Below are 15,401 nucleotides of genomic sequence, written 5' to 3'. Positions count from 1 at the left end.
AAATGACAGACGATCTTTTTGCGCAATCTAACCACACTCCTATGATGCGCCAATATTTAAAAATTAAATCAGAATTTAAGCATATTTTGGTGTTTTATCGAATGGGCGACTTTTACGAGTTGTTTTTTGATGATGCTAAAAAAGCCTCAGAGCTTTTAGATATATCTCTAACTGCGAGAGGTAAAACTGGTGGTAATGCAATTCCGATGGCTGGTGTTCCATATCATGCAGTTGAAAACTACCTTGCTCGTTTAGTACATATGGGCGAGTCAGTTGCTATTTGTGAACAAATTGGCGATCCGGCTACCAGTAAAGGCCCAGTTGAACGTAAAGTGGTACGTATCGTTACTCCGGGTACGATTTCAGATGAGGCATTATTAGAAGATAAACAAGACAATTTACTTGTTTCTATTATTGCCATGCAAGAAAAATTCGGTATTGCCTACTTAGACATGAGTAGTGGTCGCTTTGTTGTGTGCCAGCCTAATAGCGAAGAGCAATTACAAGCAGAATTACAACGATTATCTCCTGCTGAATTACTTTACCCTGAATCTTTTGAATATCTCGACTTAATCGAACATATCAAAGGAAAGAGACGCCGACCTGACTGGGAATACGATCTTGATACAGCGGTTAAAATTTTAAATAAGCAATTTGGTACCAAAGAGCTCGTTGGTTTTGGTGTTGAAGACTATCATTACGGCCTAGCCGCTGCGGGTTGTTTACTGCAATATGTTAAAGATACTCAACGCAGTGAATTACCGCACATCAGAAGTATTAAAGCGGAAGCTTATGCCCAAGGTGTCATTTTAGATGCTGCAACACGTAAAAATTTAGAGCTAACTCAAAACCTTTCTGGTGGTAGTGATAATACCTTAGCATCAGTTTTAGATAAAACAGCATCGCCAATGGGCTCTCGACTTTTAAAGCGCTGGTTGCACTTTCCATTAAGAAACATTGAAGCACTAGAGAACCGTCAAAATGCAATTGCTGCAATTATTGATGAAGATATTCAAGTAGACATTTTTGATACCATTAAAGGCATCGGGGATATAGAACGAATTATTGCCCGTATTGCGCTTCGCAGTGCAAGACCAAGAGATTTTGCTCGCTTACGTAATGCATTAGGTTTATTGCCTGAGTTAAACCAGCTGTTGTTGTTAAACAACCAGTCTTATATGCAGCAACTTGCGAAAGTAAGCCGCCCTATTCCGCAATTACATGAATTGTTAACCAATGCCATTATTGAGAATCCGCCTGTTCTGATCAGAGATGGAGGTGTGTTAGCGCCTGGCTACAATAGTGAGTTGGATGAACTCAGAAATTTAAGCCAAGGTGCAAGTAACTTCTTAGCCGAATTAGAACAACGAGAGCGTGATAAAACCGGCATTAGTACACTTAAAGTGGGCTATAACCGAGTTCATGGGTTTTATATAGAGATCAGCCGTAGTCAGTCAAACGAGGTACCTGTTGAGTATATTCGCAGGCAGACACTTAAAAATAATGAACGCTTTGTCACCGAAGAACTTAAATCTCATGAAGAGAAGGTGCTTACGGCACAAAGCCGCTATCTCGCATTAGAAAAACGTTTATACGATGAATTATTTGATCTGCTAGCGCCGTTTATTGAGCAATTACAATTATGCTCAGAGGCCGTTTCCAGCCTTGATGTATTAAACAACTTTGCCGAGCGCGCTCTAACATTAAATTATAACAAGCCAGCGTTAAGTAAAACACCAGGAATACATATAAATGCAGGTCGACACCCTGTGGTTGAGCAAGTAACAACTGATGCGTTTATTGCCAACCCAGTAGAATTGTCTGAGCAGCGTAAAATGCTGATTATAACCGGCCCTAATATGGGCGGTAAGTCAACATACATGAGACAAACGGCGCTAATTACATTATTGGCTCACGTAGGTAGTTATGTGCCTGCTGACAGTGCTGAGATAGGCCTGGTTGATCGAATCTTTACCCGTATCGGTGCTTCTGATGATTTAGCCAGTGGCCGCTCTACCTTCATGGTAGAAATGACAGAAACAGCAAATATCCTTCACAATGCGACAGCACAATCTTTAGTGTTACTTGATGAAATTGGGCGCGGTACGAGTACTTATGATGGCTTGTCATTAGCATGGGCTTGTGCCGAATACCTAGCAATAAACAGCAAGGCATTCACCTTATTTGCCAGTCATTATTTTGAACTTACAGAATTAGCAGAACAAATTGACACTCTTGCGAATATTCATCTTGATGCGATGGAGCATGATGACACCATTATTTTCATGCACGCAGTACAAGAAGGCGCTGCCAGTAAAAGTTTCGGCTTGCAAGTTGCCCAGCTTGCAGGAGTACCCAAAACAGTAATTAAGCGCGCCAAACAGCGTTTGCATGAGCTTGAAGTCCAAGCACCAGCAACAGTTATTACTGATCAGTTGGCAGCAGAGATACAACAAGATATGTTTGTTGAGGAACACCCAATGATTGCTCAATTAAAAAATCTGAATATTGATGATATAACGCCAAGACAAGCAATGGATTTATTATTTGAATTAAAAAACAAAGTTTAAATAACTAAATGTATTTAGATAATTTAAATCAATCTTTTAACATCCATGTTAGATTGATATTCCTTCGTCCATGAAGTTACAAATCTAATACCATCCATGGTGATTTGCATTCCTTCGTCCATGAAGTTACAAATCTAATACCATCCATGGTGATTTGCATTCCTTCGTCCATGAAGTAAAAAACCAGCGTAATGCTGGTTTTTTTTATCTGAAAGTGTCTTTATAAATCTAGGCTTGAAATAACGCTTCAATTGATAAATTTTGAGTAGATAATATATCTCGTAAGCGTTTTAATGCTTCAACTTGTATTTGTCTTACTCGTTCACGCGTTAATCCAATTTCATGACCAACATCTTCTAAGGTTGCAGGTTCGTAGCCCATCAAGCCAAAACGTCTGGCTAATACTTCACGTTGCTTTGAATTTAGTTCGTTCAACCAATGTACAATATTTTGTTTTATATCGTTATCTTGTAAATCAGATTCTGGCCCTTGGCTTTTTTCGTCAGCAATAACGTCTAGCAGTGCTTTATCTGACTCACCACCAAACGGTGTATCAACAGAAGTAATACGTTCATTTAATTTCAACATTTTGCTAACGTCAGCGACAGGAACATCTAATTTTGTTGCGATTTCTTCAGCAGTAGGCTCGTGATCAAGCTTTTGAATAAGTTCACGGGCAGCGCGTAAATATACGTTGAGTTCTTTAACCACATGAATAGGTAAGCGGATTGTACGGGTTTGATTCATGATAGCCCGTTCAATTGTTTGACGGATCCACCAAGTTGCGTAGGTAGAGAAACGGAAGCCTCGTTCTGGGTCAAATTTTTCAACCGCTCGTATCAGGCCAAGGTTGCCCTCTTCAATTAAATCTAATAAAGGTAAGCCGCGATTATTATATCTTCGTGCAATCTTTACAACCAGTCGTAGGTTACTTTCAATCATTCGGGCTCGAGATGCTTCGCAACCTTTCAACGCTTTACGCGAAAAGTATACTTCTTCTTTTGCAGTTAAAAGGGGCGAAGACCCAATCTCACCTAGATACATTTGTGTTGCATCTAAATTTGATGAAGTTTCTTCTACAGCTACTTTTCCATTTTTTGCACTGTCTGCAACTACTTTTGCAGGTTCTTTAACTTTTACCATTGATATCTCCCAATACTCACCGGTTATTTAATTACACTCTCACTTTTTTACTCGCCTCTTTATTAGCTGATTAATTATTTTTTCGGTAAATACCGTTGTGGATTTACCGACTTGCCCCTAAAACGTATCTCAAAGTGCAACATGGTTTTATCAGTACCAGTGTTACCCATTGTTGCTATTACGGTTCCTGCTTTAATGGTTTGTTGTTCTTTAACCCGCAGAGTATCGTTATGAGCATAGGCACTTAGATAGTCATCATTGTGCTTTATTATTATTAGATTGCCATAACCTCGTAACGCATTTCCCGCATAAACAACAAGTCCATCGGCAGCGGCTTTTATTGGTTTCCCTTTATTGCCGCTAATGTCGATCCCCTTATTGCCTTGTGGGGAGTTGGAAAAACTTGATATAAGACGGCCACTTACAGGCCATATCCAGCGTTTCACTTTTTGAGTGAGGGAAGGTACTTTTACATCAGTGAAATTCCCACCACTAGATTTACCATACTCCTGTGATTTTTGATTTGCAACAACTTTAGGACTAGTTTTTTGCTCTTTTTGACTAGTTTTAACATTTACTTTACTTGTAGTTGAGCTTGAGGTGCTGGTTTTCTGCACTTTTCCCTGCAGTTTTAATATTTGGCCAGGATAAATTTGATAGGGTGCAGACAAATTATTTAGCGCTGCAATAGATCTCACATCTTTACCTGAACGCCAAGCGATAGAGTACAAAGTTTCTCCCGATTTAACTTTGTGTTGACTACCACTTAAGGTGTTCTTATTGGTTTGTGTCGAAACCGTTGAGCCTGAAAGGTTGACTACTGGTGCAGGGCGAGTTCTATCGGCACAACTGAGCAACATTGTCATGGTCAACAACACCATGACTAATGAAGATTTCCTTTTGCTCTTTAAATTTACATATCCCATTGAAAAATAATAATTTTTTAATTAATAATAAAATATAACGCGATAATTAGAAATACAATAACCCAACCAATTAAATCGACGCTCTCTCTGATTTTGATCTCCATAGGCTTTCCACCTGCTTTAATCAAACCAGCAACTAAAAAGAAGCGCAAACCTCTTCCTACAGTTGACGCAATTAAGAACGGAATAAACAGCATTTGCAGAAAACCAGCACTTAACGTAAAAACTTTATATGGAATTGGAGAAAAGCCTGCAATAAATACTACCCAAACCCCATATTCTTCAAACCAATCCATCGCATGATTAAATTTATCCATGTAATTGAAGTCAATTAAAATAGGCTGAATAACCGGTTCAAACAATAGATAACCTAACAAATACCCTACTACGCCACCAATTACAGATGAAACCGTTGTAAGTGCAGCTAATCTCCATGCTCTTTCTGGTTTTGATAACACCATAGGGGCAAGTAACACATCAGGTGGTATTGGAAAAAAAACCGATTCAGCAAAGGTTAATATTGCAAGGATCGCTGGGGCAAACTTATGTTCCGCCCAGTGCATAGTCCAGTTGTATAACGGTGTAAAAATCTTCAAGTTAATTCCCTTTACATTGTGCTTGAGACTTTTGCTCAGCACAAAGTTGCATAGTCCAATCGTATAACGGTGTAAAAATCTTCATAGTAATTCGCCTGGCACAAGTGGTACAAACTTAACCGCTTCAATTCTTTGTTTAATAAAGTTATCACCTTGACGGGTAATTAGCTTTAATACCTGTGCTTGCTCTCCCACCGGAATAATTAACTTGCCGCCATCGGTTAGCTGATTAAGTAGCTCTGTTGGTATTTCACTCGCGGCGGCGGTAACTATAATTGCTTTATAAGGTCCTTTACTGGCCCAGCCTTTCCAACCATCGCCATGCTTCATTGACACGTTGTGCAAATCAATTTTTTGTAAGCGACGTTTCGCCTGCCATTGCAATGTCTTGATGCGCTCAACAGAATAAACTTTACCAAAAAGCTGCGCTAAAATTGATGTTTGATAACCTGAGCCGGTACCTATTTCTAATACATTTTCATTACCTTGCTGCTCTAAAATAAGCTCAGTCATTTTAGCAACAATATAAGGTTGAGAAATAGTTTGCCCTTGTCCAATCGGCAATGCCGTATTGTCATAAGCCTTATGCGCTAAGATCTCAGGCACAAATATATGTCTTGGGCTATTAGCAATAGCATTCAGCACTGCACTATTACGAATGCCTGAATTATATAGGTGCTGGGCAAGAATTTCTCCGCTTCGCTGAGATTTACCGCTAATTCTTTGTGTCATATTCATAAACTCAATTCACTCGTCCAATCTTTCATTTGTTGCATACTACTGTAGGCGGTCATATCTATCGTTAACGGAGTAACAGATGCAAAACCATTGGTGATGGCATGAAAATCAGTGCCCTCACCACAATCTAATTCATTTCCTAAAGTGCCATACCAATATATATCACGCTTCCAAGGATCTGACATTTTACGCATGGTTTCAGCTTTGTGTCTATTGCCTAATCTAGTCACTTGAACACCTTGCAATTCTGCTAAAGGCAAATCAGGTACATTAATATTAATAATTTGATCACTGGGCAGTGGATGTTGTTTTAAGCGCTGAATAAATTTAGCAGCAACAACTGCAGCCGTTTGATAATGTTTCTGCTCTTTGCCTACTAATGAAACTGCAACAGCTGGCAGGCCCATGTGTCGGCCCTCCGTTGCAGCAGCGACGGTACCAGAATAAAGCACATCATCACCTAAGTTTGCGCCATTATTAATACCTGCAACAACCAAGTCAGGTTGTCCATCAAAAATTTGACTTATACCTAAATGAACCGCATCCGTTGGTGTCCCATTTACAGACACAAAGCCATTAGACAATGTTTCTGCTCGAAGGGGATTCAGCAACGTTAAAGAATTACTCGCACCACTACAGTTTCGATCTGGTGCAATGACTAACGTTTCAGCAAATTTCGCTAACTCGTCGTTAAGAACCTTGATCCCCAGCGCATTTACGCCATCATCATTACTCACTAATATTTTCATCATTAATCTATAATTTAATTATTTTTACTGTTCAACACGGCTTTGAGACATATCGGTATAAAGCAATAACTCTCGTAAAATTGTTGTTGCAAAACAGCCTGCAGGTAAAAAGAATGACAATTTAATATCATTTTCTAAAACCTCTAATTGACCAGACTCTAAAAACAAACTGATACTTCGACGTTCTTGTTTCAAGCCAAACTTCGCCAGCCCCTTGCAAAATTCTTCATAGTTACTGGCTAAGTCTTGCTCAAGCTCTCGAGCCTGACTAGAGGTCGCCAACTCTCCTGCTCCCCATAGAGGTGCAGTAATGCTTATATCTTTTTCAGCTAAGCGTTTTGTTATCGTTTCATCAACTTCATCTTGAGAAAATATAGAACGGGAGCCACTCAACATATACACATCACCATTTATCGCGGTAGAGAAATGTTTGTTTTTGATGCGTTCACTGATAAATTCATTAAACAGAAAAGACCGCGCCGCCGATAAATAAAAACCACGCTTTTTCTTATCTTTTACCTTTTTACCATTAAACAATTCAGTTGCTGCGGTTAAGTTATTACCTTGCTGACCAAAGCGCTGTTCGCCAAAATAATTCGGTACCCCTAATGATAGAATTTTTTGCCACCTGTCTTTAACATCTTCAATGTCATCAACGTTTCGCAGCATCAATTCAAAGTGGTTACCTATCAAGGCGCCAGTCTTCAATTTTTTATTATGTCGCTGATAAGATAAAACTTCGACGCCTTTAATATTTAAATCGCTAAGATCGTATTGAGTTTTCCCAGGTAAATGTACACCAAAATATTGCTTGGTTACCGCATTCCTATCTTTCAAACCTGCGTAAGACACTAATGCATCTTTTACTTTAAAGTATTTAGCCAATTGGCGGGCAACAAATAAGGTATTAGCGCCGGTTTTGCGAATGTGAATAATTAAATGCTCACCTTCACCGCTAAAGGTAAAAGGTAGTATTTCATCGACTTTAAAGTCACTTACAGATCGTCGTAATTCGCCATGGCTGTTCGGTTTACCATACAAATAAGCAAGTTCTGCTACTGCATTATCCATTACTAGAAGCCTTTGCAACGATTGGTTTCAGTAACACAATAGAGTGTACTGAAATACCTTCTTTACGACCTTCAAAACCTAATTTTTCAGTGGTTGTTGCTTTCACATTAACGTTGTCAATTTCAGTTTGTAAATCAGCACTAAGAATTTCTCTCATTGCTAATAAATGTGGTGCCATTTTGGGAGCCTGTGCAATGATGGTAATATCAACGTTACCAATTTCATGATTGCGCTCAAGCATTAAAGAAACAACGTGACGCAATAGAATTCGGCTAGAAATATTTTCATATTCGGCTTCGGTATCAGGAAAATGATTGCCTATATCGCCAAGTGCCAATGCGCCTAGGATGGCATCGCATAATGCATGTATAGCCACATCTCCGTCTGAATGTGCAATAAAACCATGTTCAAAATCAATATTAACACCGGCCAAAACAATTGGGCCTGCGCCGCCAAATTTATGAACATCAAAACCATGGCCTATACGCATGCTTCTTCCTTTTGCTGAGTTAAAATATATGCCGCTAAATTAAGATCTGAAGGACGAGTTATTTTAATATTATCTTCTCGTCCATTTACGATAAAGCTGTCAATACTAGCAAATTCCATCGCCGATGCTTCATCGGTAATTTCCACACCCTCGGCAAGAGCACGCTCTAAAGAACTGGTTAATTGCTGATGTTTAAACATTTGTGGTGTTTGGGCATGCCATAGGTTGTCACGAATTTCTGTCTGTTTAATTTGCTGATTGGCTTGGCTACGTTTCATCGTATCTCTAACTGGGGTTGCCAATATGGCTCCACTATCATTGTGCAAACAAAAACTAATTAATGCATCAATATCTTCATGGGTTAAACAAGGCCTCGCGGCGTCATGTACTAAAATCCACGTTTGTTCAGGCACCGCTTTAAGGCCAGCTAACACTGAATCACTTCTTTCTTTACCACCAAGTACCGCAATAACATTAGAGTTGTCTGATATTACTAATGTTGAAAATATACTGTCGTGTTCAGCAAGTGTAACAATGACTTGACCAATTTGAGGGTGAGATAACAACCGTTCAATGGTATGTTCAATGATGCATTTGCCATTAATTTTTAGGTACTGCTTAGGAACAGTTTGACTCATGCGTTTACCAATACCTGCGGCAGGTAATACAACACAAAATGAGTCTAGAGTCTGTTGATCATTCAAGGTTAATTCTCTGTAGGAATAATGCGGAAAAAAGTTTCGCCATCTTTAATCATACCAAGCTCATTACGAGCTCTTTCTTCAACAGCTTGTAAGCCATTTTTAAGATCATCAATATCTGCATAAATCAGCTTATTTCTTTGCTTAAGTTGATTATTTAGATCGACTTGGCGAGCGACACTTTCTTTCAGTTCGAGATAATCTGGCACGCTGTTTTTTCCAAACCAAAGACGGTATTGGAGTAATACTAAAAAAAGTAGCAACAGTGCTGTGATTAACCGCATAAATGAATATATATAAATATAATAATTATTATTGTGTTAATCATTATAAATACTAAGGATCACAAGTCCATTAATATTATACTAAGTCTATTAGTTTTATTAAAAAACGCTAGATTTTAGAGATACTGGTAAACGCAGATTACGCCAGTTTATTTGACAAGAAAGTAATAACTCTCTTAATGGTAAGGTAAGGGTTTGAGTACGACGATTACCTTGCCACTGGTGACCGCTGCACGCAGCAGTAAACACTTTTTTATTGGGTTTAAGCAAAGTGTAGTTTTCATCTTGATGAGTAGGCGTTTTGTTTAAATAAAACCAACCACAATAATTTGTTCTAAAACGCTGATTTTCTTCATCTATACGGTCAATACAATCAATCATAATCCGAGTTTTTTCATGCTCTTTAATTAATACAGGTACAACCAAGCCTAAACAAAGTTTATTGTTTTGATACCATTTCTGAATCTCGGCGTCAGTTTGCTCTTTAATAGGTAACTGTTTAGATTGTTTTTCAGTCCAACTGGCATTTTGTAAATCAAGTAAAAGTGGGCTTTGTGCAGCAAGCATTGAACCTGCAGTCCGCTTCACATAATAATTCATGCTCTTCAAGCGTGATTGTATTTGCTCTTTAGTCGACAATTTCGCATTGGCAAGCAAGTTTATTTCACGCTCATATAAAGCACTACACAGTTCAGAAAACTGGGTAGAGTGTTCAAGTGCGTCAGATAATAAATCATGCATTTACGGTACAGCTCAAAATAACGTCAAAATTAACTAATCACATAATAGCCCATACTCGTAAGCTAGAAAAGAAAAAGGCTCTTCAAATTGAAGAGCCTTTTAAAAAATTAACCAATTAATTTAAAAGCTTAAGCTATTATTGGCCTTTAATTTCGCTACGACCGTTATAAATCGCTTTATCGCCCAAGAATTCTTCGATACGAAGAAGTTGGTTATATTTAGAAACTCGATCTGAACGACATAAAGAACCAGTTTTAATTTGACCAGCTGCTGTACCTACCGCTAAATCGGCAATAGTTGCGTCTTCAGTTTCACCACTACGGTGAGAAATAACCGCAGTATAACCAGCTTCTTTAGCCATTTTGATAGCGTTCAACGTTTCAGTTAATGAACCAATTTGGTTAAATTTAATTAAAATTGAGTTAGCAATACCGTTATCGATACCGCGTTTAAGAATTTTAGTGTTAGTTACAAATAAGTCATCGCCAACGATCTGTACTTTGTCACCAATTAGGTCGGTTTGGTATTTAAAACCATCCCAATCAGATTCATCTAAACCATCTTCAATAGATACAATTGGGTATTCTTTACAAAGTTCGGCTAAGAAATCAGAAAATTGATTTGATGTAAATTGCTTACCTTCACCTTTAAGGTCATAGATATTGTTATCTGCATCATAAAATTCAGAAGCGGCACAGTCCATTGCTAAAGTAATGTCTTTATCTAACACATAACCTGCTGCGGCAACAGCTTCTTTAATAACAGCTAAAGCATCAGCATTTGATGCTAAATCAGGAGCAAAACCACCTTCATCACCAACAGCTGTGTTTAAGCCTTTGCTTGATAGAACTTTTTTAAGGGCATGGAATACTTCAGCACCCATTCGTAAAGCTTCGCTAAAGTTAGCAGCGCCAACAGGTTGAATCATAAACTCTTGAATATCAACGTTATTATCAGCATGTTCACCACCATTGATGATGTTCATCATAGGTACAGGTAAACTGTAAACGCCAGGAGTGCCATTTAAATCGGCAATGTGTTCATAAAGCTCAACACCTTTATCTACCGCAGCTGCTTTGGCAACAGCAAGTGATACAGCTAGAATAGCGTTGGCGCCAAATGTCTCTTTGTTTTCAGTACCATCAAGGTCAATCATCAGTTGATCGATTTCGTTTTGTGCTAAAGCACTTTTACCAGTTAAGGCGCTGGCGATTTCATTATTTACCGCTGCAACAGCTTTTAATACACCTTTACCTAGGTAACGAGCTTTATCACCATCACGCAACTCTAGTGCTTCACGAGAACCAGTTGATGCACCAGAAGGAGCACATGCACGGCCAAAAGCACCTGATGCTAAACGCACATCAACTTCTACTGTTGGGTTACCACGTGAATCCATGATCTCACGAGCGATGATTTTTACGATTTCAGACATATAAACCTCAATGTTTTAAATTTTTAATAGATAATAAGTTTGTAAGTTTTAGCGTTATAGTAAATGGAAAAAAGACAGAAATCTTTTAATATTTACTTGTTTGAAAAATGTTTTTTTTCATCTAACTGATCACCTTTTGAGCAATAGTTTACATCTAACAAACAACGCGTAAAAACGATAAAGCCGCAAAATGATTGCGGCTTTATGTTTAATTATTTCTCTTGCAGTTTTTGGTGCTCAAATGAAGCCGCAATAAAGCTTTCAAATAATGGATGTCCATCGCGAGGAGTTGAATTAAACTCAGGATGGAACTGACCAGCAACAAACCAAATGTGATCTGGTATTTCAATCATTTCAACTAGTTTTTTATCTGCCGACAAGCCTGAGAAAACTAAACCTGCATCAACTAATTTTTCGCGGAAGTTATTGTTCACTTCATAACGATGACGATGACGCTCAAATACACTAGTGTCGCCATAGATGCTCGCAGCTTTCGTACCAGCAATAAGATGACATTGTTGTGAACCTAAACGCATAGTGCCGCCAAGGTCAGAATTACTGTCACGCATTTCAACCTGACCATCTTCATCTAACCACTCTTCAATTAAACCAACTACTGGGTGTTCAGTGTTTGAATCAAATTCAGTTGAGTGAGCATCAGTTAATTTAGCAACGTTACGAGCATACTCAATTAACGCGACTTGCATACCTAAACAAATGCCAAAATATGGAATATTGTTTTCACGGGCATATTGTGCGGTCTGAATTTTACCTTCAACGCCGCGCTCACCAAATCCACCTGGAACAAGTAATGCGTCAACACCTTCCAAAGCTTCGGCGCCTTTTGCTTCAACACTTTGTGAATCAATGTATTTAATATTTACTGTTAACTGATTTTTAAGGCCGGCATGTTTTAGCGCTTCGTTAACTGATTTATAAGCATCTGGTAATTCAATGTACTTACCAACCATACCAATGGTTACTTCGCCCTTAGGGTTAGCTTCCTGGAACAATACTTGTTCCCACTCATGCAAGTCAGCTTCTGGTGCTTCGATACCAAAACGTTTACAAACGATTTCATCAATACCTTGTGCTTTTAGCATTGCTGGAATTTTATAGATACTGTTCACATCACGCATTGATACAACAGCTCTTTCTTCTACGTTGGTGAACAAGGCTATTTTCGCACGCTCATTTGCAGGAATAGGACGTTCACTACGACAAACTAGAATGTCAGGGAAAATACCAATTGAACGCAACTCTTTCACTGAGTGTTGGGTAGGCTTAGTTTTTATTTCACCCGAGGCTGCAAGGTAAGGTACTAACGTTAGGTGCATATACATTGCACGTTCACGACCAAGCTCTACGCCAAGTTGACGAATTGCTTCTAGGAATGGTTGTGATTCAATATCACCAACCGTACCACCAATTTCAACCATAGCAACATCGTAGCCTTCAGCACCTTCAATGACTCGACGTTTAATATCGTTAGTAATATGTGGGATAACTTGAATTGTTGCGCCAAGGAATTCGCCTCTACGCTCACGCGCTAAGATACCTTGATAAATTCTACCAGTGGTAAAGTTATTTTTCTTGGTCATTTTGGTACGAATAAAGCGTTCGTAGTGACCAAGATCTAAATCGGTTTCAGCACCGTCTTCAGTAACAAATACTTCACCATGCTGAATAGGACTCATAGTACCAGGATCAACGTTAATATACGGATCAAGTTTTAGCATGGTTACTTTTAAACCACGAGCTTCTAAAATAGCAGCCATTGAAGCAGCAGCAATACCTTTACCAAGGGATGATACAACCCCACCAGTTACAAAAATATATCTTGTTGTCATTTGAAACCCAGAACAATGGAATTAACAGAAAATTGTTTATTTTAAGTAGATTTAACATTTAAATTTACTTTCGCTACAAGTGTAGCAGGACGGGGCGATATTGTAGCAAAAGAGAAGCATTTCAACAATAAAGATTTTATGTCGATATGTATAATATTTTTCAATTAGAATAATATAAAATCCTGAGACAAATAATTATCCTATACAGAGGCTTTTATGTGGCACCAACAACAAATAATGCTTAATGCAAAAAGCCGGGGCTTTCATTTAATTGATGAAGAAATAAATGGCCAGTTACCACAAATTAAAAAAGTAGAAACTGGTTTGCTACATTTATTCTTACAGCACACTTCAGCATCGCTAACAATAAACGAAAATGCTGACCCAACAGTGCGCGGCGATTTAGAAAGGCACTTCAACAAATTTGTTCCTGAAAATGCCCCTTATTATCAACACGATTATGAGGGGCCTGACGATATGCCTGCCCATATAAAGTCATCTATTCTAGGCTGTCAAATAACTGTCCCTATTTGCAATGGCCAGTTAGCAATGGGCACATGGCAAGGTATTTTCTTATGCGAGCATCGTGATCATGCCTCTTCGCGTAGAATAATAGCCACCATTAATGGCAAATAAATTTGGTGGCACTTTGTAAGTGGATTAGTCTTTATAGCCCCAAGGAGCGCTAGGTGGAGTAATAGGTTTGGTTAAATCAAAATCAACTCTAAATTCGCGCCCTTCCCTAACCATTCTATAAGTAAAGACTTCAGGGTAAATATACATTTGCCAAGTATTACCATTTGATTGTGGGATCCCTTGACGTACAAATAATTCTTTTGAATATTGATCAGCGGGAAAAGATTGAACTTGTGGCCAACCAGCATCCATTGTGTGACCGCCATACATGGTTGACACGTCACTGCTGCCGTCTTCATGTCGATGATCATGTTTTAGCGATAAACCACTGCCAGTTTGCGTTATGATCCAAGTACGAGATGAATCTTCACCAACATGAAAAGGCACTTGTAATTCTGTATCTGTACACTTTCGAACATGCATAACCAAGGCTTTATTGGCAAAACTGTCCGACGATGAATTATCAATGGTTACTTGCCCAGAATACGCTTTACCGCAATGAGCTTTTAAACTATTAAAAAATGCATCCTGGCTTTTAATTGACACTAAAGGTGCAGGTGAATTTGCAGCGGTAGTAAAGCTGGTGCTTACAATTGTTGCAGCAAATAGAGATAATACTTTTACGGTTTTGTTCATAATTACTTCCTAGTTTTCGCCTGCAGCCATAAGTCTTCCAGCTGCATCAAAGTTGATTGCTTAATATCAAGGTTATTATCAAAATGATATTGTTCAATAAAGTTAAATCGTTTGGTAAATTTGCGGCTTGCTTGACGCAGTAGTTGTTCCGGATCTTGTTTTGCATGACGAGCCAAGTTAACCACAGCAAATAACAAATCGCCAATTTCCTCAGCAACTAAATCATCATTTACGTGCGCGGCTAAAAGCTCATCTTCTACTTCCAGCACTTCTTCTTTAACCTTGGCTAATACGTCTTCAATGTTATCCCAATCAAAGCCGACATGGGAGCAACGCTTTTGAATTTTTGCCGCTTGAGATAAAGCAGGCAACGCTTTAGGTATATCGTCTAAAATAGAAATTTGATCATCTTTAAGATGAGCTTTTTGAGCACGCTCTTTTGCTTTTTCATTCTCCCAGTTAGCTTTTATTTCTTGTTCCGATAAAAGCGTTGAATGAGCAAACACATGCGGATGGCGTCGAATGAGCTTTTCACAAATGGCATTAACCACATCAGAAAAATTAAACTTTTGTTCTTCTACGCCTAATTGGGCATAAAAAACCACTTGAAAGAGTAAGTCGCCAAGTTCCTTTTCAAGTTCATCAAAATCATGATTCTCAATTGCTTCAGCAACCTCAAATGCCTCTTCTAGAGTATAAGGTACTATAGATTGAAAGCTTTGTTTAAGATCCCAAGGGCAACCTTTAACGGGATCTCTGAGCTGGGCCATGATCCAAATTAACTTTTCAATTGACCCTGGGCTTTTTAGCATTTTACTACCTTTATTTTTATACA

The 15,401-nt window shown here is 38.6% G+C and carries 16 protein-coding genes; 2 read left to right on the top strand and 14 right to left on the bottom strand.

Going from position 1 to position 15,401, the window contains the following annotated elements:
* Positions 1-2: 2 nt before the first annotated feature.
* On the top strand, positions 3-2,570 hold the full coding sequence (gene mutS, locus RI845_RS04620; RefSeq protein WP_348388580.1) for a DNA mismatch repair protein MutS: 2,568 nt from the start codon (positions 3-5) through the stop codon (positions 2,568-2,570).
* A 228-nt stretch (positions 2,571-2,798) separates the two neighbouring features.
* Here mutS and rpoS read toward each other — a convergent pair whose 3' ends face one another.
* The 12 genes from rpoS to RI845_RS04560 form a co-directional block, all read right to left on the bottom strand.
* Entirely contained in the window at positions 2,799-3,713 is a 915-nt protein-coding gene (gene rpoS, locus RI845_RS04615) for an RNA polymerase sigma factor RpoS (protein ID WP_348388579.1), read from the bottom strand.
* A 74-nt stretch (positions 3,714-3,787) separates the two neighbouring features.
* Positions 3,788-4,579, bottom strand: coding sequence for a peptidoglycan DD-metalloendopeptidase family protein (locus tag RI845_RS04610; protein ID WP_348388578.1), 792 nt, complete (start codon positions 4,577-4,579; stop codon positions 3,788-3,790).
* Between the two features lie 77 nt (positions 4,580-4,656).
* A complete protein-coding gene (locus tag RI845_RS04605; protein WP_348388577.1) occupies positions 4,657-5,235 on the bottom strand; it encodes a YqaA family protein in 579 nt (192 codons plus the stop codon).
* Positions 5,236-5,316: 81 nt separating this feature from the next.
* Positions 5,317-5,967, bottom strand: a complete 651-nt coding sequence (locus RI845_RS04600; RefSeq protein ID WP_348388576.1) for a protein-L-isoaspartate(D-aspartate) O-methyltransferase — start codon at positions 5,965-5,967, stop codon at positions 5,317-5,319.
* Between the two features lie 2 nt (positions 5,968-5,969).
* Positions 5,970-6,722: a 5'/3'-nucleotidase SurE gene (gene surE / locus RI845_RS04595; RefSeq protein WP_348389501.1), complete on the bottom strand. Its 753-nt coding sequence runs from the start codon at positions 6,720-6,722 to the stop codon at positions 5,970-5,972.
* 24 nt (positions 6,723-6,746) lie between these two features.
* Positions 6,747-7,793 carry a tRNA pseudouridine(13) synthase TruD gene (gene truD, locus RI845_RS04590; RefSeq protein WP_348388575.1) on the bottom strand — a complete coding sequence of 349 codons (1,047 nt, stop codon included), beginning with the start codon at positions 7,791-7,793 and terminating at the stop codon, positions 6,747-6,749.
* Positions 7,786-8,283 (bottom strand): 2-C-methyl-D-erythritol 2,4-cyclodiphosphate synthase, encoded by a 498-nt coding sequence (gene ispF / locus RI845_RS04585; protein ID WP_348388574.1) that lies wholly within the window; start codon positions 8,281-8,283, stop codon positions 7,786-7,788. The genes truD and ispF overlap by 8 nt, the downstream gene beginning before the upstream one ends.
* Positions 8,274-8,987: a 2-C-methyl-D-erythritol 4-phosphate cytidylyltransferase gene (gene ispD, locus RI845_RS04580; RefSeq protein WP_348388573.1), complete on the bottom strand. Its 714-nt coding sequence runs from the start codon at positions 8,985-8,987 to the stop codon at positions 8,274-8,276. The genes ispF and ispD overlap by 10 nt, the downstream gene beginning before the upstream one ends.
* 2 nt (positions 8,988-8,989) lie before the next feature.
* A complete protein-coding gene (gene ftsB, locus RI845_RS04575) occupies positions 8,990-9,268 on the bottom strand; it encodes a cell division protein FtsB (RefSeq protein ID WP_348388572.1) in 279 nt (92 codons plus the stop codon).
* A gap of 99 nt (positions 9,269-9,367) precedes the next feature.
* The gene (locus RI845_RS04570) at positions 9,368-10,009 is read right to left on the bottom strand and encodes a hypothetical protein (RefSeq protein ID WP_348388571.1); all 642 of its coding nucleotides are present in this window, start codon (positions 10,007-10,009) and stop codon (positions 9,368-9,370) included.
* A gap of 136 nt (positions 10,010-10,145) precedes the next feature.
* Positions 10,146-11,444 carry a phosphopyruvate hydratase gene (eno, locus tag RI845_RS04565; RefSeq protein ID WP_348388570.1) on the bottom strand — a complete coding sequence of 433 codons (1,299 nt, stop codon included), beginning with the start codon at positions 11,442-11,444 and terminating at the stop codon, positions 10,146-10,148.
* A gap of 212 nt (positions 11,445-11,656) precedes the next feature.
* A complete protein-coding gene (locus RI845_RS04560) occupies positions 11,657-13,294 on the bottom strand; it encodes a CTP synthase (protein WP_348388569.1) in 1,638 nt (545 codons plus the stop codon).
* 216 nt (positions 13,295-13,510) lie between these two features.
* On the opposite strand from RI845_RS04560, the gene RI845_RS04555 reads away from it, so the two are divergent.
* A complete protein-coding gene (locus RI845_RS04555; RefSeq protein ID WP_348388568.1) occupies positions 13,511-13,930 on the top strand; it encodes a secondary thiamine-phosphate synthase enzyme YjbQ in 420 nt (139 codons plus the stop codon).
* 24 nt (positions 13,931-13,954) lie between these two features.
* Here RI845_RS04555 and RI845_RS04550 read toward each other — a convergent pair whose 3' ends face one another.
* Together RI845_RS04550 and mazG are read right to left on the bottom strand one after the other, a co-directional pair.
* A complete protein-coding gene (locus RI845_RS04550) occupies positions 13,955-14,566 on the bottom strand; it encodes a hypothetical protein (protein ID WP_348388567.1) in 612 nt (203 codons plus the stop codon).
* A 2-nt stretch (positions 14,567-14,568) separates the two neighbouring features.
* Positions 14,569-15,378 carry a nucleoside triphosphate pyrophosphohydrolase gene (gene mazG / locus RI845_RS04545; RefSeq protein WP_348388566.1) on the bottom strand — a complete coding sequence of 270 codons (810 nt, stop codon included), beginning with the start codon at positions 15,376-15,378 and terminating at the stop codon, positions 14,569-14,571.
* Between the last annotated feature and the right edge of the window lie 23 nt (positions 15,379-15,401).

Source organism: Thalassotalea nanhaiensis, from assembly GCF_031583575.1.
GTDB classification, from domain to species: Bacteria; Pseudomonadota; Gammaproteobacteria; order Enterobacterales; family Alteromonadaceae; genus Thalassotalea_A; species Thalassotalea_A nanhaiensis.
The sequence above is the reverse complement of the archived record's forward strand: the minus strand, read 5'-3'. Positions and strand labels throughout refer to the sequence as shown.